Here is a 23,490-nt window from a genome sequence, read left to right as displayed (position 1 = left end):
CCAACGGAATTGGCGCAGAAGTCGAGCCGAGAGGTGGAAAAGCAGGAATGGAATCGTTGCGGGTAGATGCAGGGAACAAACACACCGGGCGTAGCCTGGGCCTGGTTTGGGGCGTAGGTAGCCTCATGCTGGTGCTGGTGTTGTATCTGGCCTGGGGTCGTTACCAGGTGCAGGGCGACAAGCTTATGGATGATCAGCTGCGCGGCATGGAGCCGATGGCGGATTTTCTGGCCGCTGATACCGAGCGCGTACTCTACGGCACCCGACAGTTATTTCATGCCGCGCGTGTTTTTCTCCAGCAGAATCCCGAGTCTCCTGTTTATTCTGATAAGGTGCGGCATAACCTGCAACAGCTCTTACGAGGGCAGGATTACCTCGGAGCCTTGATGGTGCTGGATGCCAGTGGACAGGTGGTGCACTGGAACCGTCCGGAGTCGCCTCCTGAGTTGCCCAGGGGCCCCTGGACAGAGTCTTCGGTGGTTGAGCTGGGAGAGCCAACCCGAGTCGGCTTGCCGCAGCGGTCTCCGATGAATGGCGAGCACTGGGGATTCTTCATTTCCCAACGCATGCTGGATGAGTTTGGTGTGTTTCAGGGCTCGATGGTGGCCTGGGTGGACCTGAATCGATTTGCCGCGCGCTATGATCGAGTGATTCTGGCGACGGGCTCCAGATTGGCCTTGGCCAGCGAGAATGGCACCATCTATTTTCAGGTGCCGGGCGCCAATCGTCGTTTCGGAGTCCGCCAGCAGTTACCCAGTGATACGCTCGAACAGGCATCATTTCCCCGCAAATTCCGCCTTAATCTTCCGGCAACCGATGAACAGCTGCTGGTCGCAACCAGTCAGATTCACGGTCATCCGCTGTGGGCGGCCATGGCCATGTCACAGGACGAAGCGATTCGCAGCTGGCGAGACGAAAAGCCCTGGGAGCTACTGATGCTGGCTCTGCTCTGTGTGATGTTTCTGGCGGGCATGGTGCAAATCAGTTTGCAACTGGTGGCCGGTGATCGGCGGCGTTTGTTACTGGCACATCAGGCGTCCACCGATGCCTTGACCGGTGCCTATAATCGGCGATATCTGAACGTAATTTCGCGTCAGTTGCAGCGTGCCAGGGTAGAGGATCAGCGCATTAGTCTCTGTGTTCTCGATATCGATAACTTCAAAGAGATCAACGATCGCTATGGTCATAACATCGGTGATGATGCGCTAAAGCAGGTAGCGTTCACCCTGCAGGATGTGTGTCGGGATTCGGACCAGCTGATTCGATTTGGCGGCGATGAGTTTGTCTTGATTTTGCACCAGACATCGCTGCAAGGCGCTGTGACGATTGCGGAAAAGTGCAGGGAAGCGATCGCTCAACTATTGCTCGAGATCGGCGAGGGCTCTATTCACCTGGCAGGCAGTTTCGGGGTCACCCAGTGGCTCTCGGGTGAAACCCTTGAAAGCGCCTTGGCGCGGGCCGACAGAGCGCTCTACGAGGCCAAGTCAGAGGGACGCAATCGGGTTGAAGTGTTGGATGCCAAGCTTACCAGTAGCGTACACGCCCGGTATCAAGATGAATAAAACCCTGTTTTGGGTAGTAGCCGACGCCCCCTTGTTTCAGGCTGTTGGCAGCTCGACGAACCTCTCGTAACTCGCTCCCCGGCAGTACGATATCCACCGCGCGGGCTTCGGTGTGCATACTGCGGTCGGAGACCTGAAACCCCTGCTCCCTGAGTAACCGGTTGGTATCGGTTGTGCGATACGCCGAGATCACCTGGATCTCATTAAAATTATCGAGCCGGTTTTGTAGCTGATACAGCAGGTCCAGCAGGCCAGGGTCAACCGCACGGCTGGCATCGCTGTGAAAATCTCGCAACAAATGGCTGAAGGCGACCAGGCTGTCGTTGATGTATTGGCCATCTTCCCAATAGGGCAAGTTCAAGCGCTCTCCGGTGTAGGGATTGTGGAGCTTGAGCTGACGTGGATATTCACTGGAAGTAGCGGCTCTGAAGGGCATAGCCAACGCGGGAGTGGCTAGCCATGCTGCGCAGGTGGCGGCAGACTGAAGAAAGGTACGGCGATTCAAATCTAAACTCGTAAACGGTTACTGCAGATCTTGGGGGTGTAAAGGCGGCGCATTATGCCTGCCCCCCTGTGCTGGTGACAAGGATTTATGCGCCGTGTTGCCAGGGATTTTCAAATCGCAGGCTTTGCTGATTGCTGTCCAGTGCGACCCCGTTGCTGCCAAAATGCTGCTCGTGCAGGCTGGCATGGCCACCGGCTGTGATCTGCAGGCTGGTGCAGGTGCGGGTGCCATACAGTTCGCTCTGGATAAAGCAGCTACCCAGCAAGCGCTCCCACTCCAGGCCGATGCCGGTGTCGGGCAACAGCTCATCGGCGGGCTGGCTGGTATCTCGTAACAGTTGTTGTAACTGGTTGTGGTCGTTGGCGTTCTCCAGACGCTGTTTGGCGGCAATCAGCTTGGGCCAGGGCGTATCCAGTAGATGATTGCTCAGACCGTAACGCCCGGGTACCAGCTGACGCATTTTGGACTCGCGGTTGGAGTAGTAATACAACCCATGGCGATCTGCGAGTAACAGATTGAAGCCCGGATACTGGTCCGACTCCAGGGCAAGCTGTTGCAGGTACTGCTGGGCGCTGAGCGTGCTTTTCAGGAAGTTGGCCGTTAGTTCGCCCCTTGATCGTGACGCATCGCTGGGAGGCATTTCCCGGAAATTGGTTACGGCGGCAAAGGCCCCTTGCTCATTAATACCAAGCCAGGTTCCGCCCTTTTCATTATCCCGGCCGGCAATCATCGCGGGACAATCCTGCCACCGATGGGCCATCTGGCTGGGGCGCCGGTAAAACTCATCGCGATTGGCAGCCAGCCGAAGGGGGAGGGCGCTGTCGGGCAAATAATCAAATACGATCAGGCACAAGGCGGTCGACTCTACTCTGTTATGGATTGCAGGGGTTAAGGGGCTGTTCCTCTCTCGCCTCTGGGCAGAGAGGTGGGATTACGGGATAATGGCCGCTTTGTGCGCGGCGGACAAGTCCGTTGCCCGACTCTGGCAGCATAAGGAACAGAATTAGTGATCGCTTACCCCAATATCGATCCGGTGGCATTATCCCTCGGCCCCTTGCAGGTGCACTGGTATGGCCTGATGTACCTGTTAGGATTTGCCGGTGGCTGGTGGCTGGGCCAGCAGCGAGCCAAGGTATCCGGCGGCCTGTGGCAGCCTGCACAGATCGGTGATCTGCTCTTCTATATTGCCATGGGCGTTATCATTGGCGGCCGTAGCGGTTATGTCCTGTTTTATAACATGGACTACTTTCTGCAAAATCCGTTGTGGTTGTTTTATATCTGGGAAGGGGGCATGTCCTTCCATGGAGGGTTGTTGGGAGTGCTGGCGGCGATGCTGTTGTACGGCCGTCGCATCGACAAGCGTTTTTTTCAGCTCACCGATTATATCGCTCCGTTAATTCCCATTGGACTGGGCACCGGGCGTATCGGTAATTTTATCGGTGGCGAACTCTGGGGGCGTGAAGGTGATGTGCCCTGGGCGATGATATTTCCCGGGGATCCGTTGCAGCTGGCTCGTCACCCGTCCCAGCTGTATCAGTTTGCCCTGGAGGGTGTTGCCCTGTTCATCGTGCTCTGGTGGTTTTCGGCCAAGCCGCGGCCACGCATGGCGGTGTCCGGACTGTTTTTGCTCTGTTACGGGTGCTTCCGTATTCTCGTTGAATTTTTCCGTGAGCCCGATGCTCACCTTGGCTTTATTGCCTTCGACTGGCTTACCATGGGGCAGTTATTATCTCTGCCGATGGTGTTGATCGGGGCGGGGCTCATGCTTTGGGGTTATCGAAACTATCCGTTGCAAGACGGCCTTAATGTTGATGATCGCAACTGGCTGGAACGTCATGCTCCCAGGGCCGCTAAAGCGGGCACCAAAACGCAGAAAATATCCAAAACCAAACAACGTAAGAAAGGTAAAAAATGAAACAGTATCTGGATCTGATGCGTACCGTGAAAGAGGAGGGCGTCTTTAAAGGCGACCGCACCGGTACTGGAACTTACAGCATCTTTGGCCACCAGATGCGCTTCGACCTGTCACAAGGTTTCCCTATGGTGACCACAAAAAAATGTCACCTGAAATCCATCGTTCACGAGCTGCTGTGGTTTCTCGCCGGAGACACCAATACCGCCTACCTGAAACAGAATGGCGTCAGTATCTGGGATGAATGGGCGACCGAAGAGGGTGAGCTGGGTCCCGTGTATGGCAAACAGTGGCGCTCCTGGGAAGGCCCACAAGGCGAAGTGGTTGATCAGATCAGCGAGCTGATCGCGGAGATTCGTCGCAACCCTACCTCCCGGCGGCTGGTTATCAGTGCCTGGAATCCCGTGGTGCTACCCGACCTTAATCTCTCCCCGCGCGACAATGCCGCCCAGGGCAAGCAGGCGCTGCCGCCTTGTCACTGCCTGTTCCAGTTTTATGTCAGCGAAGGAAAATTATCCTGTCAGTTGTATCAACGCAGCGCCGATATTTTTCTGGGTGTACCCTTTAACATCGCCTCCTATTCGCTGCTAACGATGATGCTGGCCCAGGTTTGCGATCTTGAACCGGGGGATTTTATTCATACCTTTGGTGACGCGCATCTCTATTCCAACCATATGGAACAGGTCGAGCTACAGTTATCCCGTGAGCCGCTGGCATTACCCAGCATGCAAATCAATCCAGAGGTTAAAGACCTGTTCGCATTCCGCTTCGAAGATTTCGAGCTGATGAACTATCAGTGCCATCCTCATATCAAGGCGCCGGTGGCGATCTGATCTTCTGAGCGAATCAGAAGTGCCCTGGAGCATCTGCGAATGCTCCCCGGCGGCGCTCTTCTTTATGCGCGATAGGGATGACCGTTGGCGATCGTCCATGATCTTCGCTGCATGGGAGCACTCTGGTTCGTAAACCCGCCCCACAAACTGCCCGCCCTGAATAGATCCGTAGTTGGTTTAGAGTAGCATTGGCTGTGACGGGTAATTGAGTTGGTGCTAAGGTGCAATTCTGTTGCGTCGGTTGCTAGTTACTGCGAGGATGGAGATAGTCTAATCAGGTTAGCTTGCAAGGTTGGTGACCTTGTATGGTCGTGATAATAAATTGTTATGAGCCTCTGGAAAAAATATGAGTGATTGGGATATAGCACGAAAGCCAACAAGAAGGGAGCAAGTAGTTGCTCGTGCTCTCTCTGCTTTAGTTTTCTGTGTTGTAACTGTTCTATTAGTTGCTGCGTTGATAAATATTTTTCGTAATCCGGGTGTGAAGTCAGTGATCGTCAGTATTTTACCTCTAGCACTATGGCTGATTTCAGGCGTTGTCTGTTACCGTTCTTTTTTTACTCAAAGACAGCCCCCATCAAATAAAGCCGTAATTTTCGTTGGCTATATCATTGGAGTCTTGGGTGTTTTACTTAAACTCGCTTCGGCTGTAAGTTCAGAAAGTAATTTTTATCTTGCAAGTGTTGGTTTAACTGCTGTGTGCGGAGCCATTACCATTGTTAGGAATAAAAACGAATGGAAAGGCTCATAACAATCGCATCAAGTCGCTCGCAGGCTCGCTGGGACACCAAAACCACGCGGCGATTTAGTTTAGTGCTCCGCTCAAGTTTAACCAAATCGCCGCGTGGTTTTGGTGCCTATTATGCGGCGTTTAAATGTCATAAGGAATTAGACATTGTTCGATAGAATTACATTTGCCACTCAAAATAAGCTTGATGGAAACAATCCAATTGATCTTGGGCATCTTGCTGAGTGCATGATTTTCTATAAATCCACATATGTCATTGCGTCTCAAGGAATACTTAAACAACTAATAAAGTACTTTGGAGTAGATGGGTTAATTGAGCTGCTGGATTCCAATGTTCTCCATATAATTTACACTGAATCGATGGTTGGTGTAAGTACTAATACAGAAGGCTCTAGACAGTTTTATGATGTTGTAGAAATGTCATCACCTCAACACCTATACCAAGATGTTCTAAGAAAACAAATTGTTGAAGTGACAGGAAAGGCCGGAAAAGGGCGACGTTTAGCTAATAAAATACAAGACAAAATAAAGGTTACTAATCATGACCATTCAATATTGGATGGAACTAGACACTCAATTTTAAATCAACAATATATCCAAACAGCCGCTAACTTAGTCCTGAACTCGAAACTTAATGGTTCAGTAGACCTTTCTGGTCTTAGATTTCAAACTGAAAAACAGGATAGAGGGATAGTAGTTTCTACCAACACTAATTTTCTAATTCTAAATCAGGTTTATCATAAGTTTGTACCGGCTACACATTCTTCTCTAACTCCTGCTTCAATATTGGCTGAGGTTTTAGATCTAGAAAAAGAGCTGTGTTTCGCCTCAAATAATGTATCTGAAATCGCAGCTAGCCAAATAAGTTCTACCTTGGCCAAGAATAAGTTTGACTATATCTTTGAGCAAAGCTACAAGACGGAAGAAAAGATAAATAACTTCAGTGATTTCGCTTTAGATAATGCACAAAAGTTACGTGATGCTGTAAATAACAAGAAAATCACAGCCAAAGATGTTATCCAAATAATCGAAAAATCACATAAATTTAAATCTTGGTTGACCAAAAAGAGCCCTGAAAGTGATCTTATTAAAGAGTATTATGCAGAAGTAACGAAAGAGACTGTAGCAGACAAACTCCCCGGAAAAACGGCTAGGTTTAGTGTTTTTACAGGCTTAGGGTTAGCTGCAGATGCAACTCTTACTGGTGGTTTAGGAACAGTAGCTGGCTTATCTTTAGGTGCGCTAGACACGTTCTATTTGGATAAGCTGCTTTCAGGTTGGAAGCCTAATCAATTTATTGATGATCAACTACTACCTGTAATTAACAAAAAGACTTAACAAGGTTCTGCTATGGAAAATTTGCTAGCTAGCGCTCCTGAAATTCCGCAGAGCACGGCGTTAAGTGTAAATCATGGATGACATACGAATATACATTGCTCTTTCAAGCTTGGTGTCGCTTTTGCTCCTGCCCAGAATTTGGGTTCGCGAGAAGTATCTTGTGTTTAAGATCCTAATATCGGCAGTTACACTAGTTCCTTTTGTCGGACCTTTACTGTATTTTTTCGTATCGGATAACACTCGACCACAAGATATAGAGCTCCAAAATCGTGGCCCTAGAGGCGATTACACTCACAAACTGATTTGCATAAAGTCTGCTCTAAAAAATGGCTCAAAGAAAGACAGTAGTAACAAAGACACTTAACAAGTTTATGTTGTCGCCACTACGTGGCTGGGACGTCTTACGCTACGCTCAAGCCGCCCCACATAAAGGCGTTATATTGCTAGGAGTTAATTCAAACAATGGATGTAAATATTGATATCGTTGTAAAAGTAGCTGTTCCTATAGTTACTTTGTTGCTTGGTATTGCAATAAACCGGCTTCTAGAAAATAAAGAGAAATTGGTAGTTTATTTAGGGCACGCAGCATCCCATAAATTGGAGCAAAAAGAAGACCAACCACAAGTAATCGTTAATACGCATTCAGTGGTACTAAGAAACAATGGTAGCAAGTCGGCTCAAAATGTACGTTTGGGTCACAATCAACTCCCAAACGTCAATGTATTCCCTGATATTGAATATGAAATAAAAGATTTGCCCGGTGGTGGTAAAGAAATGGTATTCCCTGTTGTAACACCCAAAAAGGAAATAACTATTTCTTATTTATATTATGAGCCTGTTCGCTGGCAAAATATAAATACTCATATTGAGTCTGACGAAGGACCAGCAAAGGCTGTGCCTGTACTACTGCAAAAACAGCCTAAACCTATCGTACTAAAATTTGTTGGCTTCTTAATGTTTATGGGGGCTGTAAGTTCTATTTATCTACTTATTGAACTTATTCGGTGGTACGCAATATAACAAGGCAATTATGAATGAGGCGTCTAAAGCTTGGCTGGCGCTCATTCTTCGCTGATTTTGGCCAAGCTTAATACGCCCCATATTGCGGCGTTAGATTTCACTAGGAATGGAAAACTGATTTATGTTCAAGGATGTTTGGAAGGGATGGACTGTAGGGGTAACTATAATATTTATGCCCTTAATGGCATTGGTAGGTCTGCTTTCTCCTGAGCCTCCACCCCAAGTATGGGTGGCTGTCATTTCAACCCCAATAATTGCTGCTCTACAAGGTATATTAATAGCTGCCTTAGTAGTTGTGGGTTTAAAGGTCGCATCTTTTAAAAAAGTAGTGATAAAGGGCTAAAAATCTAACAAGCGGCTGTAGTCGCCATGCAAAAGACGCATGGCTGGGACGGCCTTTCCGTTGTTTGCTTATGCGCTTATCGCTACGCTAGCGCAACTCAAACAACTCCAAGTCCGCCCCAAATAAAGGCGTTATATGCAGGGGAGTGTTTAGTGAAACATTTAGCAATTTTTGTGTTTCTGTTATCAAGTACTTCAGCGCAAGCAACGGCATTTACGTTAGGCGATGGACTTACTTGGCGAGGAATTTGTTCCGGTGTACATGAAGGAATGGATAGTCAGTCAGCTATCGCTAGCTGCACAATGCTATTACTCGGGTATCAGGCGGGAGCAGTGGAACAATCTCGCTTGAATGATAACCCTGTTTCATTATGTAGGTCTTTCAATCCCAACACTCTTCCTAAAGAGTTTGTAGCATTCGTTAACTCAAACAAAAAGTTTCAAGAAATGGATGTTCTTGATGTATTACTCGAATTCACTAAGGGGAATGCGTGTGGCATATAACAAGCCAATCAGTGTCGCCCCGTTGGGGCTGGACCTCCAAACCGATGCGCAGTTTTCCGGCCCATTTTTGGAACGTTATCACTCATCAGGAAATCGGACATGGAAATAATATTTAAGGATTTGAAATCAATTTATCCGAATGCCTATAGCCTTCTTAATTTTTCACCTGCTGAAGGTCTTGAAGATTTTCGCTCGTTAGAACTACCTGAAGATTACTACTCACTATATACGCTTATCTCACATGAAAATGAAAAATCCGATGGAGTATTTGGTTTATATAGACTCTTACCTGCTTGCCGTTCAGATGCCGTGATAGATCCAGGTTCTTTAAAATCTTACAAGCTTGGTAAAACTGCGCAGGTCTTCATTCCAATTTTTCAATCACCAGGTAGACAGCAACTTGGCTATGCAAAGATTGATAACTCTTGGGTATTTTGCGAACTTGATTTAGGTGTGGAGCCGATTATCCAAGCCAGCCTTGAAGAGTACTTAAATAATTTTCATCAAAAGGTAAAAAGTGAAGGTTATTTAGAGGAAGACGATCTTCTAGGGCTAATCGACGAAGACGATATGTGATAACACCTATACGACCGGACCTTGTAAAGAAACAAAAAGACCCTAAAACAGCACTTGCTCAGTGCTGTTGTTTATTAGAAACACCTTTTTTCACTGCTTGTGATAATTTCAGGGTGGGCTTGCCTTTGGGGGGGCTGTACCAAACACCTATCGAGAGTCTGTCTGTTCAATGTATTACTGAACAGACGCTAAATGTGCTAGCCTTTGCGCGCAAATCTTAAAATACGTCCCTTGAATTCGTTTTCTAGATAATCTGTATTTATGGGTTTAGAGAACGTGGCTTTATAACCCTGTTCAGAGAGATTCTTTGCGAGTTTGTTTTTTCGGCCTCTGCCTGGGTCGACAATGATGACTTCACATTGTGGGTTTGAATGAGCGTTGATGAATTCAGATAGTAACGTTATATGTTCGTCTTCGTAGAGCAAATCGCTACCGATAATTAAATCAAAACGACCAAGCTTGTCATCGTTGTCGCCCCAGTTGGTTCTCTCAAATGGAATGATGTTATCACCGTTAAGATGAGTATTCCGAACAAGAAACTTTTCTACCTCTGGATGGTAGTCAGTCGCGGTAATATCGATGTTTTGCTTGTTTAGTAATAGGCTGCTTATTGCTGTGCCGCATCCAATTTCAAGGGTTCGCTTGGCGCCGATATCGTAATCAAGCATGTAGTGAGCAAGAACAAGACTTGAAGGCCAAACGACACCAAAGATGGGCCATGTTGCGGAAGAAATCCCTAAATTTTTTGCTGTATCGTTAGGGTCGTGAAATTCCTGTATGTTTCTCAAAGTGCAAAGATGAATGTCAATTTTTCCAAACTCAATGGTTTGGTAAGATAATCGGGGGTTTGTCATTTGCTAGCCTCAATAAGATGGTGCTTGGCCAGCTATCAAGGATAAGTGACAAAACGAAGTCCGGTTAGCATATAGACATTGGTGTGGAATACAAAGCATTTTACAAATCAGTGATGTTCGTTCCAACGCTGCGCGCTTTCACCGAACAGACACCGCTGCGTGGCGTTTGCCGCATACTGGGGTGTTCTCGCTGCCGACCACCAGGATCTATCAAGCTATAAGGACATAACTGATGTACATCATCTTAATTAGAGGAGCCCTAGAAGAGCTGAAGCAGAGAGTTGCCAATGATACTTTCGTCGCGGAGTAATCTTGTTACTGCTGAAAGTTTGGAAATAGCGCCGAAAAAAGCAGATCAACGCCTCGAATTTTTGTTGAATTAAGGCGGAAAAAAGCCATAACAAAACGTGCAAGCAAGGCCTGATCTTTCTCCCGCGTTAACGAATAAATAATCGGAATAGATTATGTCATTTTAAACTGTTGCAATGCTTCACGATTGATTTCGATCCCCAACCCCGGACCGTCTGGTACCTTTACCCGGCCTTGATGATGCTCAATAGGGGTTTCGACAATGGCTTGCCGGAATGGGTTATGGGTACGATCGAACTCCAGTAAAGGTGACCTGCTTTCATGTGATGGCGGCGAGGGCGGCAAAATGGCATGAAAGTGAAGGCCTGCTGCCAAGGCGACTGCCGTTCCCCACACATGAGGTACCAGACGTACCTGATAGGTATCCGCCAGGGTAATGATCTTGCGCCCTTCACTTAAACCTCCCAGACCACAGATGTCGGGTTGCAGTATATCAACGCAGCGTTGATTGAGGGCTTGATCCATCGCCCAGCGGCCGTGCCAGGTTTCTCCGGCAGCCACGGGGATGGGTTGGGCCGCACGAACGTCCCTGTAGGCCGCCAGCGCCTCCGGAACCACCGGCTCTTCAAACCAGGCGATATTGTATTGAGCCGCTTCGCGTCCCAGGGCGATCGCATCAATGGCATCGTAACCGTGGTTGGCATCGATCATTAATTCGATGTCAGGGCCGATGGCTTCACGTACCGCTTTGATAGTGGCAAGGTCACTGGCAAGACCATAGCCAATCTTGATTTTAACGGCCCCAAATCCCTCGGCGACATAGCCGGCCATCTCTTTAGCGCAGGATTCCGCATGGTCTTGCCCGGTTGGCCGGAAGCCTCCGGTAGCATAAGCCGGAATCGACGTGCGAAAGGCACCGCCCATTAATTGGTAAATGGGTGCCTGAAAATGTTGACCGGCAATGTCCCATAAGGCGATATCAATACCGCTGAGAGCGGTCTGTATGACTCCCCGTTGTCCCTGGTCGCGGTATTGATTGTAGATATCGAGCCAGATGGGTTCGATATCCAGAGGATTTCGGCCGATGACCATGGATGACATGGCATCGATAATGGCCGCATTGATGGTGGCCGGCCCCAAACATTCCCCCCAGCCAATCAAACCGTTGTCACAAACCATCTCAACAAGGCAATGTGTTCGAGCGCGAAAGGTAGAGAAAGAGGATTCGAACGGTTGCTCCAGATTATGGTGCAAAATATGAGGAATAATCTTTTGAATACGCATGCTTATTGGCTCTGAATAAGGGCTCGTAGCAAATCTACTTCTTCATCTGTCAGGTCGGAAAGCGGAGGTCGAACGGAACCGGGATCACGGTCAATGGCTTTTAGCCCGCCTTTTACAATGGAGACGGCGTAGCCCGGCTGGCGGTTGCGTATCTCCATAAAGGGATAGAAAAAATTGAGCAACAATTGTTCCATACAGGTTTCATCCTTGGCCCGCATGGCGGTGTAAAAATCCAGTGCCAGTTGAGGTACAAAATTGAATACGGCGGAAGAATAAGTGGTGACACCCATCGCATCATAGGCTTGGGCATACATTTCGTGGGTTGGCATGCCACCAATATAGCTTAGGCGATCGCCACAGCGTGCGACAATTTCACGAACCAGGTTGATATCCCCGGTGCCATCCTTGAATCCAATCAGGTTGGGGCAGTGTTCGGTAAGCCGCTGCAGGGTTTGTGCGTTCACAATAGAATTGGCCCGGTTATAAATAATCACGCCAATATCTACCGCGTTGCAGACAGCACTAATGTGGTTGAACAAACCCTCCTGGGTGGCGCCAATCAGATAATGTGGTAACAGCAGAATGCCATCGGCTCCTTGGTCCTGAACGGCTCGAGCAATATCGACCGCCATGCGGGTGCCGTAACCACAGCCCGAGATAATGGGAGTATCCCCGGCGGCTTCCTTGGCGGCCAGAACCACGCTGGAGATCTCTTCAGGACTCAATGAAAACATCTCCCCCGTGCCACCGGCGGCAAACAGCGCGGCGGCTTTGTATTGGGATAGCCAGGCAATATGTTCCTGATACGCGGGCCGATCAAAATTCAGGGAGCGATCGAAATGAGTGACGGGAAAGGATAATAGTCCCGAGCCCAGGGTTGCTTTCAACGCTTGTGGATTCATTTTTTTATCCTTATATCTGCAGTCGGGTTAAGACAGTATGCCGGGTTGGCTACAGTGCGTCTCCGCGATAGGCGCCATCAATAAGGCGCGTTATGTTCAGCGGGTTGCTGTTTTGAAGTGCTGGTGGCAATAGCTTGTCAGGAACATCCTGATAACAAACCGGACGCAGGAAACGGCGTATTGCCAGCGTGCCGACAGAGGTGCTTTGTGCATTGGTGCTGGCCGGGTAGGGGCCGCCATGGACCATCGAATGGCACACCTCTACGCCGGTTGGGAAGCTGTTAATCAGTACTCTGCCGGCTTTTTCGCTGAGCAATGGAATCAGGCTCTGAGCCTCGTCGTTGTCTTCCGGGGCCATATGCAGCGTGGCCGTCAGTTGTCCGCTCAAGCCTGTTGCAACCTGAAGCATTTGATCAACCGATTGGCAGACCACGATGATAGCGCAGGGGCCGAATGTTTCATCCTGCAAGGTCGGATCAGTCAACCAGTTCGTTGCGTCGCATTCGAATAGCGCGGGTGCAGAGAAACAGCTGCCAACGCTATCCTGAGGCGCTAACAGACAGCGCAAGTTTGGATTTTTATTGAGCTGGCTGATACCGGAATAGTAATGACCGGCTATCTGTTCGGTGAGCATGGGCTGTGCAGATGTTTGCTTTAATGTCTCGACAGCCCGGTTTTTAAAGGTGTCGTAATTGTCACCAGCCAGCGTCACAATAACGCCTGGATTGGTGCAAAATTGCCCCACACCCAGAGTCAGTGACTGGGCCCAGGCTTCGCCGATAGCGGACGCTTTGTGGGAGAGATTGTGCGGCAATAAAAAGACCGGATTAATACTGCCAAGTTCACCAAAAAAAGGAATGGGTTCCTTGCGTCGGGTTGCCAGATCATAGAGTGCTCGTCCTCCGGCCAGCGAACCGGTAAAACCCACCGCCTTGATGCCAGGGTGAGAAACCAGTGCGGCACCCAGGCTATGGCTATTGCCCTGCAACAGGCTGAATACTCCGGCGGGCAAACGGCAGTGTTGGATCGCCCTGGCGATGGCACCGGCGACCAGTTCACTGGTGCCTGGATGCGCCGGGTGGGATTTAACAACCACTGGGCAGCCGGCTGCCAACGCTGAAGCGGTATCACCGCCGGCGGTTGAGAACGCCAGAGGAAAGTTGCTTGCGCCAAAAATGGCGACGGGACCCAGAGGCTGATTCTGAGTGCGAATATCTGGTTTGGCTAAAGGTGTACGCTCGGGATCGGCCTGGTCAATACGGGCATCGAGCCAGCTTCCTTCTTCAATCCAATTGGCAAAAAAGCGCAATTGATTCAGGGTTCGGCCCCGTTCGCCTTCGAGGCGCGGAATGGGTAATGCTGTTTCAGCATGAGCTGTTTCAGTAATCTGGTCACCGCACACCTCGATCTCATCAGCAATCTTTCGCAGAAAGGCGGCTCTGTCGGCAATCGAAAGATTGGCAAACTGGCTGGCCGCTTCCGTGGCAGCAACAACCGCGTCATTGACCTGAGCCGAGGTGGCGTTAGAGAAGCGAGTGGGATTGTGTTCAGAGGTTTTAGGGTTAAACGATTGGAAAAAATCATCGTTTTCTACCCATTGACCTGCAATGTAATGCTGTCCGGTTAACGAAGTCATGATCTGCTTGTCCGCCTTAAGAAGTGAAGCCATAAAGTCTGGCCGGGTTATCAACGAAAAGTTTTTGCCGGTTGGCAGGGCTGCCGGCCCAGCTGTTGGCAAGGTCTACTAAATGCCTGTCGTCCGGATAGGTTTGTGCGGATTGCGACATCAAATGGGGCCAGTTTGTGCCCCAGATTACCCGTTCGGGTGCGTGCTCAATCAATGCCTTGGCGAGTAACGCGACATCATCGTATTTGGGGTGGCCGGATAATGAGGTTTCGTAGCAGGCGGCAATTTTTACGTAGCAATTACCGCGATCAATCAGGCGCAACAGGCTGTGGAATTCGTTGCTGTCCGGGCTCACCGGGCGTAAGAATTTGCCGATATGATCGATCACATAGTCGCCCTGAATTTGCTCCAGTAAGGGGGCGCGTTCGACAATGCTGCGACCGTCAAACTGAATGATCAGGCTCCAACCAAAGGGCTGTACTCGGGCATTGACCTCGAGCATTTCATCGAGCCCGACAGCACCCTGCAGGAGATCCATGATGCGCGCACCACGAACTCCCAGCTGAGTCATTTTCTGGAGTTCGTCATCGGTAATGGAAACGTCGACGGCGACCACGGCACGAGCCTTGTCACCGTAATGCGCCAGCGCATCCAGAGTGCAACGGTTATCCTTGTGGTAGGCGTTTCCCTGCACAATGACAACGCGATCGATACCGAGCCAGGTTTGCAGTTGTTGATAGTCGGAAATGGGGGCGTCATGAGCGGGCCCCGCCGGCCCCTCTTTTGGCTCCGGGTAACGGCTGTCGAACAGATGCATATGGCAATCGATGGTGCCTTTGGGCAGCGCAATGCTCGGTGCTGGTCCGGCAAGAGTCCTAAACATGTTTAGCCGCCTTGTAGAAGTTGGGGCAATTCGGGACAGCGCCTTGAGCGTCATCGTTTGTCCCGCTGTATTCAGGCTCCATTGGAGACCTGTCCATAGGGTTCGCTCACTGCTGTCCAACGATCGGAATGGATTACACCACCGGGATGCTGGATTACTTGCGCCGCAATGTTATGGCCCAATTCGGCCGCCTGTACGTAGTCGTTACCGAGCAGGCGGGCACCGCAGTAGCCAGCGCAAAAAGAATCTCCGGCGCCGGTTGTATCAACAGGAGCAATAGCACGAGGTACGGGGGCCTCGGCCAGGATATCGTTTGCCAACAGGGTGCAGCCCTGGGCGCCATTTTTAATGACCACCTCTTCTGCGCCCCAATCGCGCCAGCGGTTAATGGCGTGAACTGGTTCAGGATCATTCCAGATGGCCTGGTCGTCCTCAAAGGTGGATAAAACAATGCTGCAGTTTTCGGCCATCGCTTGAAACGTGATGGCGCATACTTCTTTACTTGGCCACAGGGCAGGCCGATAGTTGGGATCAAAAGCGATGGTCGTGGTTTTCTTCAAGCGGTGAAGCGCGGCCAGCAGGTTGGTGCGTTGTTGGTTATCCAGTATGGCCAACGAAATACCGGACAGGTAAATCAGGTCAAAGGGTTCGAATAATTTATAGATGTTGTAGGCGGTTAAACCTTTGAACGTTGAACAGGCTGCAGATTGTTTACGCCAGTAATGAAAAAAACGCTCACCTTGTGCGTCGTTCTCAATAACATAAAGACCCGGCTGTTTGTCGGGTATGATGCGAACCAGATCGGTGGAGATCTGTTCCCTGTCAAACTGATCGATCATGGCTTGGCTGAGCGGGTCGTCTCCCAGGGCTGTAACATATTCCACATCAAACGCCGCACCAAATTGGCGTTTGAAATAGACTGCCGTATTGAACGTGTCTCCTGCAAATCCCTGTTTGAATAATCCAGGTCCGGCGGGTGACATCTCGATCATACATTCGCCAATGCAGGCGATTTTTTTTGCATGCTTACTCACTGATTAAAACCCATCCATTGATCGAAAAAAGTGTGTCAGACTTGATAAAAAAACGCCCCCGGGGGATAGGATCGTTAGACCCCGGGAGCAAAAGAAGAGGTGCAGCGGTTAGGGAGTGATGAATGTCTGCGCCTCTTCATTCCCAAGAAAATAGAGGTGAGTGATTGATGCCTTAAGGCATCAACTGTCCCCCGTTCACCTCTATAGCCTGGCCGGTTACATAGCCCGATAGGGCATTCGATCCCAAGTAAAGATAGGTGCCAACACAATCGTCAGGCGTACCGAGACGTTTCAGGGGAATCGATTGCTTGATACCTTCCAAAACATTCTCCGGGGTGTGGACTTGATGGAACAGGGTGTAGATAGTGCCGGGCGACACGGCGTTAAAGCGCACCCCCTGTTCGGCAAATTCTTTCGCATAAGCGCGTACCATATTATGGACGGCCGCCTTGGCCGCGGCATAAATGCTGGCTCCAGCACCACCGCCGACGTGCGCCGCCAGGGAGCCGGTAATAATCACATTGCCCTGGGTTTCAATCAGGTGAGGGATGGCCGCCGAGCACAGCTCCATCACCGACCGGACATTGAGGTTCATTACTTCGTCGTAAAGATCGTTGGTGATCTCTTGCAAGCCAGCCCGTTTGACTAAACCTCCAGCGTTGGAGACGACGACATCCAGACGACCATACTCGGCCACCACATCGCTGATCAGTTTACGGTTGGCTTCGGAGGAGCGTACATCAGCCTGAAAAATTTTAGCCGTACCGCCAGCTTTGGTAATCTCATCCTGTACGGCCTGAGCCTGCTCTTCACTGTTACCATAGTGGATGGCAACCTTTGCGCCACAATTTGCAAAACCTGTGGCGACGGCGGCGCCAATACCGGTGCTGGCGCCGGTAACCAGAACCACTTTATCTTTGTAATCATTCATCATTGTTCGGTCTCCATAATTCGTTATGTTCCTGTTGAGAAAGATTGACTCAAACCCTGTTACTTCAGTTTATTACTGATCACGAAGGTGGTTGGTAACGCGAGTACGAGCACTGTGAATGTGATATCGCATGGCCAGGTCCGCAGCCTCGGCATCGCCAGTGGCAATCGCATCAAAAATCGCGCGATGTTCGCGGCAAACCTGTTCCATACGTTTTTGCGTACCGCCTTTGGTGATCTTTAGCGCCACGCGAATGCCGGATACCATCGAGGTATGCAGCAGGGAAAGGATGTTGACGTAAAACTCATTCCCGGTTGCCTTGGCAATGGCCATATGAAAATTGTAATCAGCGTTATCGGGAATACCTTCGCCGTTAAGTCCATCCTCGAAAACGCGCAGGGCCTCGCCGATTATTTCAATATCTTCCGGTGTTGCCCGTTGGGCCGCAAGGCTGGCGGCGGCGCCTTCAAACGGCATACGGGCTTCGAAGCAGCGCAGCAGTCCGGCTACATCGGAGGCTTCTGCAAACCTGGTTAAACCTTCCGGAGGGCGAGCCTTGACGAAGGTTCCTGCACCTTGGCGAGAGTACACCAGACCATCCGCTTGTAAGCGAGTGAGTGCTTCTCGAATTACGGGACGGGAAACACTGAATAATCTTGATATTTCGTTTTCCGATGGCAGCTTGTCGCCTTCCTTGAGTTCTCCCGACACGAGCTTTTGCAGAATCTGTCCGTACAGTTGATCCGCCAGCTTCTCGCCTTTTCGAATATTGAGATTCAGTTCTACCATGTTTTTTTACCCTACAAGCCAGTTTGGTAATGTCAGCGAAATTGCTGGAATAAAGGTGGTAAGCATCAATGCAGAAAGGATGGCCAAATAGAACGGCCAAATACTTTTCACTGCTCGCTCCATCGGAACCTCGCCCACGACACAGCCAACAAATAAGCAGGAGCCTACGGGCGGTGTACAGAGTCCCAAGCCAAGGTTCATCATCATAACCATAGCGAACTGGATGGGATCCATGCCAATTGCTATCGCTACCGGAAGAAAGATAGGAGTGCAGATCAGGATCAATGCGGCCATATCCATCACCATGCCCAGCACCAGTAACATCAGGTTGATCAGGAGAATAATAACGATGGGGTTGTCAGAAATCCCGTACATGAAATCGATCATCCGGGTGGGTACCTGGAAGAATGTCAGCATATAAGCGAACGCGGCGGCGCAAGCGATAAGGATCATCACCATGGAGGTTGTTCTGACCGAGTTAACCACCGCTGTCTTGAAGTTCTCCCAGTTTAATGAGCGATAGACGATCACGGTCACCAGGAAGGCATAAATAACCCCAAAGGCGCCAGACTCGGTTACCGTAAAGATGCCGCTCAAGACACCGCCGACAATAATTACCGCGGTCATCAGGCCCGGAATCGCTCCCACGAAACTCAGGAACAGGGCATAGAAACCGGGGAATACTTCGGCGCGATACCCTCTGCGAACGGCAATCACATAAGCGGCTACGGCCAGGCAAACACACATCAGGATGCCGGGTACTACGCCCGCCAGGAACAGTTGCGAGATCGAGACCCCGCCGCCTGTAGCCACAGCAAACAGAATCACGTTGTGGCTGGGAGGAATCAGGATACCGGCTACGGAGGAGGTGACCGTGACGTTGACGGCGTAATCGTCGTCGTACCCTTTCTCCTTCATGACGGGGATCAATATGGAACCCAGGGCTGAAATGTCCGCAATTGCCGAGCCGGATATGCCGCCAAACAGCATGGAAGAGAAGACATTGACGATGCCCAGTCCGCCTCGAACTGCCCCTACTGCGGCGGAAGCAAATCTCACCAGTCTGGCTGCAATTCCGCCGTGAAACATTAGTTCTCCGGCAAAAATAAAGAATGGAATTGCCATCAGAGAAAAAATATTGATACCGGAAACAATGCGCTGAAAAGCGATCAACAAGGGTAAGCCTTCATAAAAAAAGGTGCCAACCGCTGCGATGCCCAGGGCAAAGGCCACCGGGAGACCGATAACAACGCAAACAAAAAATATGGCTAAAAGTATGAACAAACCCATTTAGCAATTACCTTATAAGTGAATCAGTTGTCTGAATCGATTGTTCGAATCGATGGCCCTATTCGACAAGGCTCGATGTTTCATCAACGCCTTTGAAAAAATGTACGAGATGACCGAGCGAAAAAAGGAACGTGAATGCACCACAGAGCATGATTGGGATCGCGCGAATTCCTTCGGGGATATTCAACAACGGAATATCGTTGCCCCATTTGAACATCACCAGATCGTAGCTGTTTACCATCATCACCAGACCAAAGCCTGCCAGGGTCAGGTAGGAAATCAGCTCAAACGTTTTACGCACAGGTCGAGGGCTGATTTCGCGAAACAGGGAGACTCCCAGGTGGGTGTTTTTATGGATCCCTACTGATGCGCCCAGGAAAGCGATAAACATGATCAGTAATAGCGAAACCTGTTCGACCCAGGTAGGCGTTGCATTGAGTACATATCGTCCATACACCAACCAACCAAAGATAATGGTCAGGATCACCAGAGAGACACCACTGATCACAATGCAAAGATCACAGAGGCGATCGAGCAGGCGTTCCCAGAGTTGTTTTTTACAAGTATTGTTTTCGAGTGACATAATCAACGCCATTAAAGCAGTGAAAACAGGATAGCCACCAAACATCAATGTTGATGGCTATCTACACAATGGTGCGTTGTTTACTTGGTGTCTTTGATCATTTGGACCAGAGGCTTCAAGTCAGGATTGTCACCCAGATACTTTTCATGAACAGACTGCATGGCTGACTGGAAGGCGCCTTTGTCAGAGATCTCATTGATCTTTACACCGGCCGCGACGGCTTTAGCGCGGCTGGCTTCCTTGCGCTCGGCCCACAACTTGCGTTGCAGCATGGCCGACTCAACCGCCGCTTCACGCACGGCTTTCTGGTCTGCTTCGGAAAGTGAGTTGAATACTTTCGCATTCATGCACACACATTCGGGAATAATCAGGTGCTGGGAAACAGAGTAATAGCCGGCTACCTCGTAGTGACCGGTTGACTCATAGGAGGGGTAGTTGTTTTCGGCGCCATCGACCACATTGGTTTTCAGGGCCTGGTAAACCTCGGAAAACGCCATGGGGGAAGGGTTGCCACCCAGGGCAGAAATCATTCCTGAATAGAGATCGTTGTTCATCACCCGGATTTTCATGCCTTTGACATCAGAAGGCTGGGTGATGGGCTTTTGAGTGTTGTAGAAAGAACGAGCGCCGGCGTCATGATAAGCCAGGGCAACAATGCCTTTCTTTTCCAGGCCGTCACTGATCATTTTACCAACTTCACCATCCATCGCGCGGAAGGCTTGCTCGACGCTGCTAAACACAAATGGCAGCGACACGACGTTGGCTTCTTTGGCGATAGGGCCTATAGGTCCGAGACTAAAGTTGCCCACTTCCAGTCCACCCAGGCGAACCTGCTCAATGGCATCGGGTTGGCTGCCGAGGGTGCCTGCATGGTACATCTTCAGGCTGATACGTCCGTCGGTTTTTTCGTTTAACAGGCGAGCGAAGTCGTCCATCGCTACGGTATTGGGATAACCCGCCTTGTGAATATTCCAGCCTTTCCATTCGGCGGCTTGCGTCGGTAGGGCGCAGGCTGCCGCCGTAGCGGCAAGTACGAGAGAGACAGAGACCTTTTTTAAACTGAACATACGAAACTCCTTTTTATTATTAGAAGCATGCTGGGCATGCACTGACTTTTTCACGCGCTTTCTTTCTTCAGTCGGATACTCGCGGTAGAGCGGACCCCACCCTCGACTTGTCAGACAAGATTAGCAATGTCGAAGCACTTGTCAATTATTTTTACCTTTTATTCTTTTGAAATAGCGTTCTAACCGGGGCGTTAATTCTTTGTATGTTAATAAAATTGTTATATATCAGTTGGTTGTGGCTTTTTGTGCTGGCCTTGAAGCGGTAATGGTTAAAGTTTAACTTGTAATACAAGTTGTCTTTCTTATACTGGTCGAACAATAAATATTCAATTTAGGAGCCTGGCAAATGAAAACCTCACCCGTGACAACCGATGATCTTCAGCGGTCTGTTTTATCTGTTCCTCCCCTGTGTCGCAATGAGGATCTGACGATTAACAGGGATGCCAATAAGGTGTTAATACGGCATCTTGAGGAAGCGGGTGTCTCTACCTTTATGTATGGTGGCAATGCGAACTTTTATCATGTCAGCATGGGGGAGTATCCTTACATTCTGGACTTTCTGTCCAGCGCGGTGTCCAAAGATTCCTGGGTTATACCCGCCGTCGGGCCCGATTATGGCAAGTTGATGGATCAGGCCAAGGTGCTTGCCCAGCGTGACTTTCCGACCGCGATGGTGCTACCCCAGGTGTTTCCAAAATCACCCAGAGGCGTGGAGGAGGGGATTCGACGCTTTGTCGATGCCATGGGTAAGCCGGCGATTGCCTATATCAAAATCGATGGTTATCTGGAGCCCGACCAGGTTGCTCGTCTGGTCGATGACAAGGTAGTTTGCGCGATTAAATACGCACGAGTACTGGATGATCCGGATCACCCGGTCGATGATCCTTACCTGACCGAGCTGTGCAAGCTGATTGATAGCGACCTCATTATCAGTGGTATCGGAGAGCGCCCGGTAATTACCCATTGGAACGATTTTGGTTTGCGGGCTTTTACCTCGGGTTCGGTATGCGTCGCTCCCCACGCTTCAGCCGAATTGCTCAAGGCTCTTCAGGCCGGTGATCTCGATAAGGCGCGTGAGCTGCGCAAACTGTTTATCCCGCTTGAGGATATGCGCGATCAGTACAGCCCTCTGTGTGTTTTGCATCGTGCGGTCGAACTTGCCAATATTGCCGACACAGGTGTTTTGACGCCTTTGCTATCGGAAGTGGTTGAAGGTGAATCCAAAAACCGTCTGGAGCAAGTTGCCAAAGCGCTCTACAAATTGGATAGCGAGCTGTCCAGCGTTGCTTAACGGGTTGTACAGGAGATTCCTATGTCTCGAATTTTATTGACTGGCGCCGCCGGTGGATTGGGTCAGGTTCTGCGCAAACGATTGCGTAACTGGCCCGGGGTCAAACTGCGTGTCTCTGATATCGCGGATTTGGGCGCGGCAGAAGAGGGTGAAGAGGTGGTGCAGTGCGATCTTGCCGACCTTGGCGCCATGCTGACACTGGTCGATGGCGTTGACCAGATTATTCATCTGGGCGGGGTGTCGGTGGAAGATACCTTTGACAATATTCTGAATGCGAATCTGCGGGGTGTTTACAATCTGTATGAGGCGGCGCGCCAGAAAGGTGTATCTAGAATAGTGTTTGCGAGTTCCAATCATGTGATCGGCTTTCATACCCGGGAAACCCAGCTCGATGCCAGCTCCCCCATGCGTCCTGACAGTCTCTATGGTGTATCAAAAGGCTATGGCGAATTATTGGCTCGTTACTATTTTGACAAATTCAAGATCGAGTCGGCCTGTATCCGTATTGGATCCAGCTTCCCCAAGCCGCGCAATCGACGCATGCTGGCTACCTGGTTAAGTTATGACGATCTTACTGCGCTCATGAAGCGTGTGCTCGAAGTCGATCGGCTTGGGTTTGCTATCGTCTACGGAGTGTCTGCGAATAAAGAGTGTTGGTGGGACAATCACCTGAGTGCCTACATTGGCTGGGAACCTGAGGATAGTTCAGAAATTTTTCGCAGCGATGAAGCCCTGGTGAATGAAGTGGTCGACCCCTTTGATCCCGCGATCGAATTTCAGGGAGGGACCTTTGCCGCGAGTGGCCACTTTGAAGATCCGCAGTAAGGTGCCAGAAAAATGTAGCATCTGCTGGCCCTGGCTTGAGGCGTGAGCTGGTAATTGGCATCATCGATTCGCCACTCATGGCCTCAGCGTCTTGATTGAAAAAGGAGTTGGAAATGTTATTTGATGTGCGGACCTACACGCTGCATCCCGGAACCTTATCGAAGCAGCTGGACCTCTATCAGCGCTACGGCTTTGCGGCGCAGACAAGGCATCTGGGTAAACCCTTTGCTTTCCTGGTGCCGGAAACTGGCAATATCAATAGCTTTACTCATATTTGGTGTTATCAGGATGCCGGTGATCGAGAGCACCGGCGCGCGGCGATGAAAGCCGATCCGGAATGGCAACACTATTTAAAAATCACGGCCGATGCGGGTTATTACCTGCACCAGGAAAATCGATTGATGAATAATGCGCCGTTTATGGACTGAGCAGCCGTTGGAAACGTCCCGTTCTGTTGCTCGGCGTAGGTGTCAGAGATCCG

25 protein-coding genes are annotated in these 23,490 nt (G+C 50.0%); 12 read left to right on the top strand and 13 right to left on the bottom strand.

Going from position 1 to position 23,490, the window contains the following annotated elements; translation table 11 throughout:
- Window positions 1-47 precede the first annotated feature (47 nt).
- Window positions 48-1,562, top strand: coding sequence for a sensor domain-containing diguanylate cyclase (locus MIB40_RS05635; protein WP_249691805.1), 1,515 nt, complete (start codon window positions 48-50; stop codon window positions 1,560-1,562).
- On the opposite strand, the gene MIB40_RS05630 is transcribed toward MIB40_RS05635, so the two are convergent.
- The gene (locus MIB40_RS05630) at window positions 1,525-2,067 is read right to left on the bottom strand and encodes a DUF882 domain-containing protein (RefSeq protein ID WP_249691803.1); all 543 of its coding nucleotides are present in this window, start codon (window positions 2,065-2,067) and stop codon (window positions 1,525-1,527) included. The genes MIB40_RS05635 and MIB40_RS05630 overlap by 38 nt on opposite strands.
- Window positions 2,068-2,152: 85 nt before the next feature.
- Complete coding sequence (locus tag MIB40_RS05625) at window positions 2,153-2,920, bottom strand: NRDE family protein (RefSeq protein ID WP_249735315.1); 768 nt, start codon at window positions 2,918-2,920, stop codon at window positions 2,153-2,155.
- Window positions 2,921-3,073: 153 nt separating this feature from the next.
- Here MIB40_RS05625 and lgt point away from each other — a divergent pair, with 153 nt between their 5' ends.
- The 8 genes from lgt to MIB40_RS05585 all read left to right on the top strand — a co-directional run bounded on the left by lgt (window position 3,074) and on the right by MIB40_RS05585 (window position 9,340).
- The gene (gene lgt, locus MIB40_RS05620; RefSeq protein ID WP_249691801.1) at window positions 3,074-3,982 is read left to right on the top strand and encodes a prolipoprotein diacylglyceryl transferase; all 909 of its coding nucleotides are present in this window, start codon (window positions 3,074-3,076) and stop codon (window positions 3,980-3,982) included.
- Window positions 3,979-4,812 carry a thymidylate synthase gene (locus MIB40_RS05615; RefSeq protein ID WP_249691799.1) on the top strand — a complete coding sequence of 278 codons (834 nt, stop codon included), beginning with the start codon at window positions 3,979-3,981 and terminating at the stop codon, window positions 4,810-4,812. Before lgt ends, MIB40_RS05615 begins: the two co-directional genes overlap by 4 nt.
- A gap of 346 nt (window positions 4,813-5,158) precedes the next feature.
- Window positions 5,159-5,563: a hypothetical protein gene (locus tag MIB40_RS05610; protein ID WP_249691798.1), complete on the top strand. Its 405-nt coding sequence runs from the start codon at window positions 5,159-5,161 to the stop codon at window positions 5,561-5,563.
- Between the two features lie 144 nt (window positions 5,564-5,707).
- Window positions 5,708-6,898 carry a hypothetical protein gene (locus tag MIB40_RS05605; RefSeq protein WP_249691796.1) on the top strand — a complete coding sequence of 397 codons (1,191 nt, stop codon included), beginning with the start codon at window positions 5,708-5,710 and terminating at the stop codon, window positions 6,896-6,898.
- A gap of 462 nt (window positions 6,899-7,360) precedes the next feature.
- Entirely contained in the window at window positions 7,361-7,918 is a 558-nt protein-coding gene (locus MIB40_RS05600; protein WP_249691794.1) for a hypothetical protein, read from the top strand.
- 121 nt (window positions 7,919-8,039) lie between these two features.
- On the top strand, window positions 8,040-8,261 hold the full coding sequence (locus MIB40_RS05595; RefSeq protein WP_249691792.1) for a hypothetical protein: 222 nt from the start codon (window positions 8,040-8,042) through the stop codon (window positions 8,259-8,261).
- Window positions 8,262-8,413: 152 nt separating this feature from the next.
- Window positions 8,414-8,764, top strand: a complete 351-nt coding sequence (locus tag MIB40_RS05590) for a hypothetical protein (RefSeq protein WP_249691790.1) — start codon at window positions 8,414-8,416, stop codon at window positions 8,762-8,764.
- 99 nt (window positions 8,765-8,863) lie between these two features.
- A complete protein-coding gene (locus MIB40_RS05585; RefSeq protein ID WP_249691788.1) occupies window positions 8,864-9,340 on the top strand; it encodes a hypothetical protein in 477 nt (158 codons plus the stop codon).
- 197 nt (window positions 9,341-9,537) lie between these two features.
- Here MIB40_RS05585 and MIB40_RS05580 read toward each other — a convergent pair whose 3' ends face one another.
- The 11 genes from MIB40_RS05580 to MIB40_RS05530 all read right to left on the bottom strand — a co-directional run bounded on the left by MIB40_RS05580 (window position 9,538) and on the right by MIB40_RS05530 (window position 20,893).
- The gene (locus MIB40_RS05580) at window positions 9,538-10,194 is read right to left on the bottom strand and encodes a class I SAM-dependent methyltransferase (protein ID WP_249691785.1); all 657 of its coding nucleotides are present in this window, start codon (window positions 10,192-10,194) and stop codon (window positions 9,538-9,540) included.
- 462 nt (window positions 10,195-10,656) lie between these two features.
- Window positions 10,657-11,787, bottom strand: coding sequence for a mandelate racemase/muconate lactonizing enzyme family protein (locus MIB40_RS05575; RefSeq protein WP_249691783.1), 1,131 nt, complete (start codon window positions 11,785-11,787; stop codon window positions 10,657-10,659).
- 2 nt (window positions 11,788-11,789) lie between these two features.
- Window positions 11,790-12,689, bottom strand: a complete 900-nt coding sequence (gene kdgD, locus MIB40_RS05570; protein ID WP_249691781.1) for a 5-dehydro-4-deoxyglucarate dehydratase — start codon at window positions 12,687-12,689, stop codon at window positions 11,790-11,792.
- 49 nt (window positions 12,690-12,738) lie between these two features.
- Window positions 12,739-14,358 carry an aldehyde dehydrogenase (NADP(+)) gene (locus tag MIB40_RS05565; RefSeq protein WP_249691779.1) on the bottom strand — a complete coding sequence of 540 codons (1,620 nt, stop codon included), beginning with the start codon at window positions 14,356-14,358 and terminating at the stop codon, window positions 12,739-12,741.
- Window positions 14,342-15,199, bottom strand: coding sequence for an amidohydrolase family protein (locus MIB40_RS05560; protein ID WP_249691777.1), 858 nt, complete (start codon window positions 15,197-15,199; stop codon window positions 14,342-14,344). Before MIB40_RS05560 ends, MIB40_RS05565 begins: the two co-directional genes overlap by 17 nt.
- Window positions 15,200-15,270: 71 nt before the next feature.
- Window positions 15,271-16,233: a sugar kinase gene (locus MIB40_RS05555; RefSeq protein WP_249691775.1), complete on the bottom strand. Its 963-nt coding sequence runs from the start codon at window positions 16,231-16,233 to the stop codon at window positions 15,271-15,273.
- A 172-nt stretch (window positions 16,234-16,405) separates the two neighbouring features.
- On the bottom strand, window positions 16,406-17,167 hold the full coding sequence (locus MIB40_RS05550; RefSeq protein ID WP_249691774.1) for an SDR family NAD(P)-dependent oxidoreductase: 762 nt from the start codon (window positions 17,165-17,167) through the stop codon (window positions 16,406-16,408).
- A gap of 69 nt (window positions 17,168-17,236) precedes the next feature.
- Entirely contained in the window at window positions 17,237-17,953 is a 717-nt protein-coding gene (locus MIB40_RS05545) for a FadR/GntR family transcriptional regulator (protein WP_249691772.1), read from the bottom strand.
- Window positions 17,954-17,959: 6 nt separating this feature from the next.
- The gene (locus MIB40_RS05540; RefSeq protein ID WP_249691771.1) at window positions 17,960-19,243 is read right to left on the bottom strand and encodes a TRAP transporter large permease; all 1,284 of its coding nucleotides are present in this window, start codon (window positions 19,241-19,243) and stop codon (window positions 17,960-17,962) included.
- A gap of 58 nt (window positions 19,244-19,301) precedes the next feature.
- Window positions 19,302-19,826: a TRAP transporter small permease gene (locus tag MIB40_RS05535; protein WP_249691769.1), complete on the bottom strand. Its 525-nt coding sequence runs from the start codon at window positions 19,824-19,826 to the stop codon at window positions 19,302-19,304.
- A gap of 80 nt (window positions 19,827-19,906) precedes the next feature.
- Complete coding sequence (locus MIB40_RS05530; RefSeq protein WP_249691767.1) at window positions 19,907-20,893, bottom strand: TRAP transporter substrate-binding protein; 987 nt, start codon at window positions 20,891-20,893, stop codon at window positions 19,907-19,909.
- A 346-nt stretch (window positions 20,894-21,239) separates the two neighbouring features.
- Here MIB40_RS05530 and MIB40_RS05525 point away from each other — a divergent pair, with 346 nt between their 5' ends.
- From MIB40_RS05525 to MIB40_RS05515, 3 genes are all read left to right on the top strand, one after another.
- A complete protein-coding gene (locus MIB40_RS05525) occupies window positions 21,240-22,184 on the top strand; it encodes a dihydrodipicolinate synthase family protein (RefSeq protein WP_249691766.1) in 945 nt (314 codons plus the stop codon).
- 21 nt (window positions 22,185-22,205) lie between these two features.
- Entirely contained in the window at window positions 22,206-23,009 is an 804-nt protein-coding gene (locus MIB40_RS05520) for an NAD-dependent epimerase/dehydratase family protein (RefSeq protein WP_249691764.1), read from the top strand.
- Window positions 23,010-23,122: 113 nt separating this feature from the next.
- Window positions 23,123-23,437, top strand: coding sequence for an NIPSNAP family protein (locus MIB40_RS05515; protein WP_249691762.1), 315 nt, complete (start codon window positions 23,123-23,125; stop codon window positions 23,435-23,437).
- Window positions 23,438-23,490: the final 53 nt, after the last annotated feature.

The organism is Aestuariirhabdus haliotis, from assembly GCF_023509475.1.
GTDB classification, from domain to species: domain Bacteria; phylum Pseudomonadota; class Gammaproteobacteria; order Pseudomonadales; family Aestuariirhabdaceae; genus Aestuariirhabdus; species Aestuariirhabdus haliotis.
This window is presented reverse-complemented; position numbering and strand designations above follow the sequence as displayed.

Bases quoted from the DNA above. Each gene is read 5' to 3' on its own strand.
- MIB40_RS05635 (WP_249691805.1), top strand. From the start codon at position 48: ATGGAATCGTTGCGGGTAGATGCAGGGAACAAACACACCGGGCGTAGC.
- MIB40_RS05615 (WP_249691799.1), top strand. From the start codon at position 3,979: ATGAAACAGTATCTGGATCTGATGCGTACCGTGAAAGAGGAGGGCGTC.
- MIB40_RS05610 (WP_249691798.1), top strand. From the start codon at position 5,159: ATGAGTGATTGGGATATAGCACGAAAGCCAACAAGAAGGGAGCAAGTA.
- MIB40_RS05600 (WP_249691794.1), top strand. From the start codon at position 7,361: ATGGATGTAAATATTGATATCGTTGTAAAAGTAGCTGTTCCTATAGTT.
- MIB40_RS05595 (WP_249691792.1), top strand. From the start codon at position 8,040: ATGTTCAAGGATGTTTGGAAGGGATGGACTGTAGGGGTAACTATAATA.
- MIB40_RS05585 (WP_249691788.1), top strand. From the start codon at position 8,864: ATGGAAATAATATTTAAGGATTTGAAATCAATTTATCCGAATGCCTAT.
- MIB40_RS05580 (WP_249691785.1), bottom strand. From the start codon at position 10,194: ATGACAAACCCCCGATTATCTTACCAAACCATTGAGTTTGGAAAAATT.
- MIB40_RS05575 (WP_249691783.1), bottom strand. From the start codon at position 11,787: ATGCGTATTCAAAAGATTATTCCTCATATTTTGCACCATAATCTGGAG.
- kdgD (WP_249691781.1), bottom strand. From the start codon at position 12,689: ATGAATCCACAAGCGTTGAAAGCAACCCTGGGCTCGGGACTATTATCC.
- MIB40_RS05565 (WP_249691779.1), bottom strand. From the start codon at position 14,358: ATGGCTTCACTTCTTAAGGCGGACAAGCAGATCATGACTTCGTTAACC.
- MIB40_RS05560 (WP_249691777.1), bottom strand. From the start codon at position 15,199: ATGTTTAGGACTCTTGCCGGACCAGCACCGAGCATTGCGCTGCCCAAA.
- MIB40_RS05550 (WP_249691774.1), bottom strand. From the start codon at position 17,167: ATGATGAATGATTACAAAGATAAAGTGGTTCTGGTTACCGGCGCCAGC.
- MIB40_RS05545 (WP_249691772.1), bottom strand. From the start codon at position 17,953: ATGGTAGAACTGAATCTCAATATTCGAAAAGGCGAGAAGCTGGCGGAT.
- MIB40_RS05540 (WP_249691771.1), bottom strand. From the start codon at position 19,243: ATGGGTTTGTTCATACTTTTAGCCATATTTTTTGTTTGCGTTGTTATC.
- MIB40_RS05535 (WP_249691769.1), bottom strand. From the start codon at position 19,826: ATGTCACTCGAAAACAATACTTGTAAAAAACAACTCTGGGAACGCCTG.
- MIB40_RS05530 (WP_249691767.1), bottom strand. From the start codon at position 20,893: ATGTTCAGTTTAAAAAAGGTCTCTGTCTCTCTCGTACTTGCCGCTACG.
- MIB40_RS05525 (WP_249691766.1), top strand. From the start codon at position 21,240: ATGAAAACCTCACCCGTGACAACCGATGATCTTCAGCGGTCTGTTTTA.
- MIB40_RS05520 (WP_249691764.1), top strand. From the start codon at position 22,206: ATGTCTCGAATTTTATTGACTGGCGCCGCCGGTGGATTGGGTCAGGTT.
- MIB40_RS05515 (WP_249691762.1), top strand. From the start codon at position 23,123: ATGTTATTTGATGTGCGGACCTACACGCTGCATCCCGGAACCTTATCG.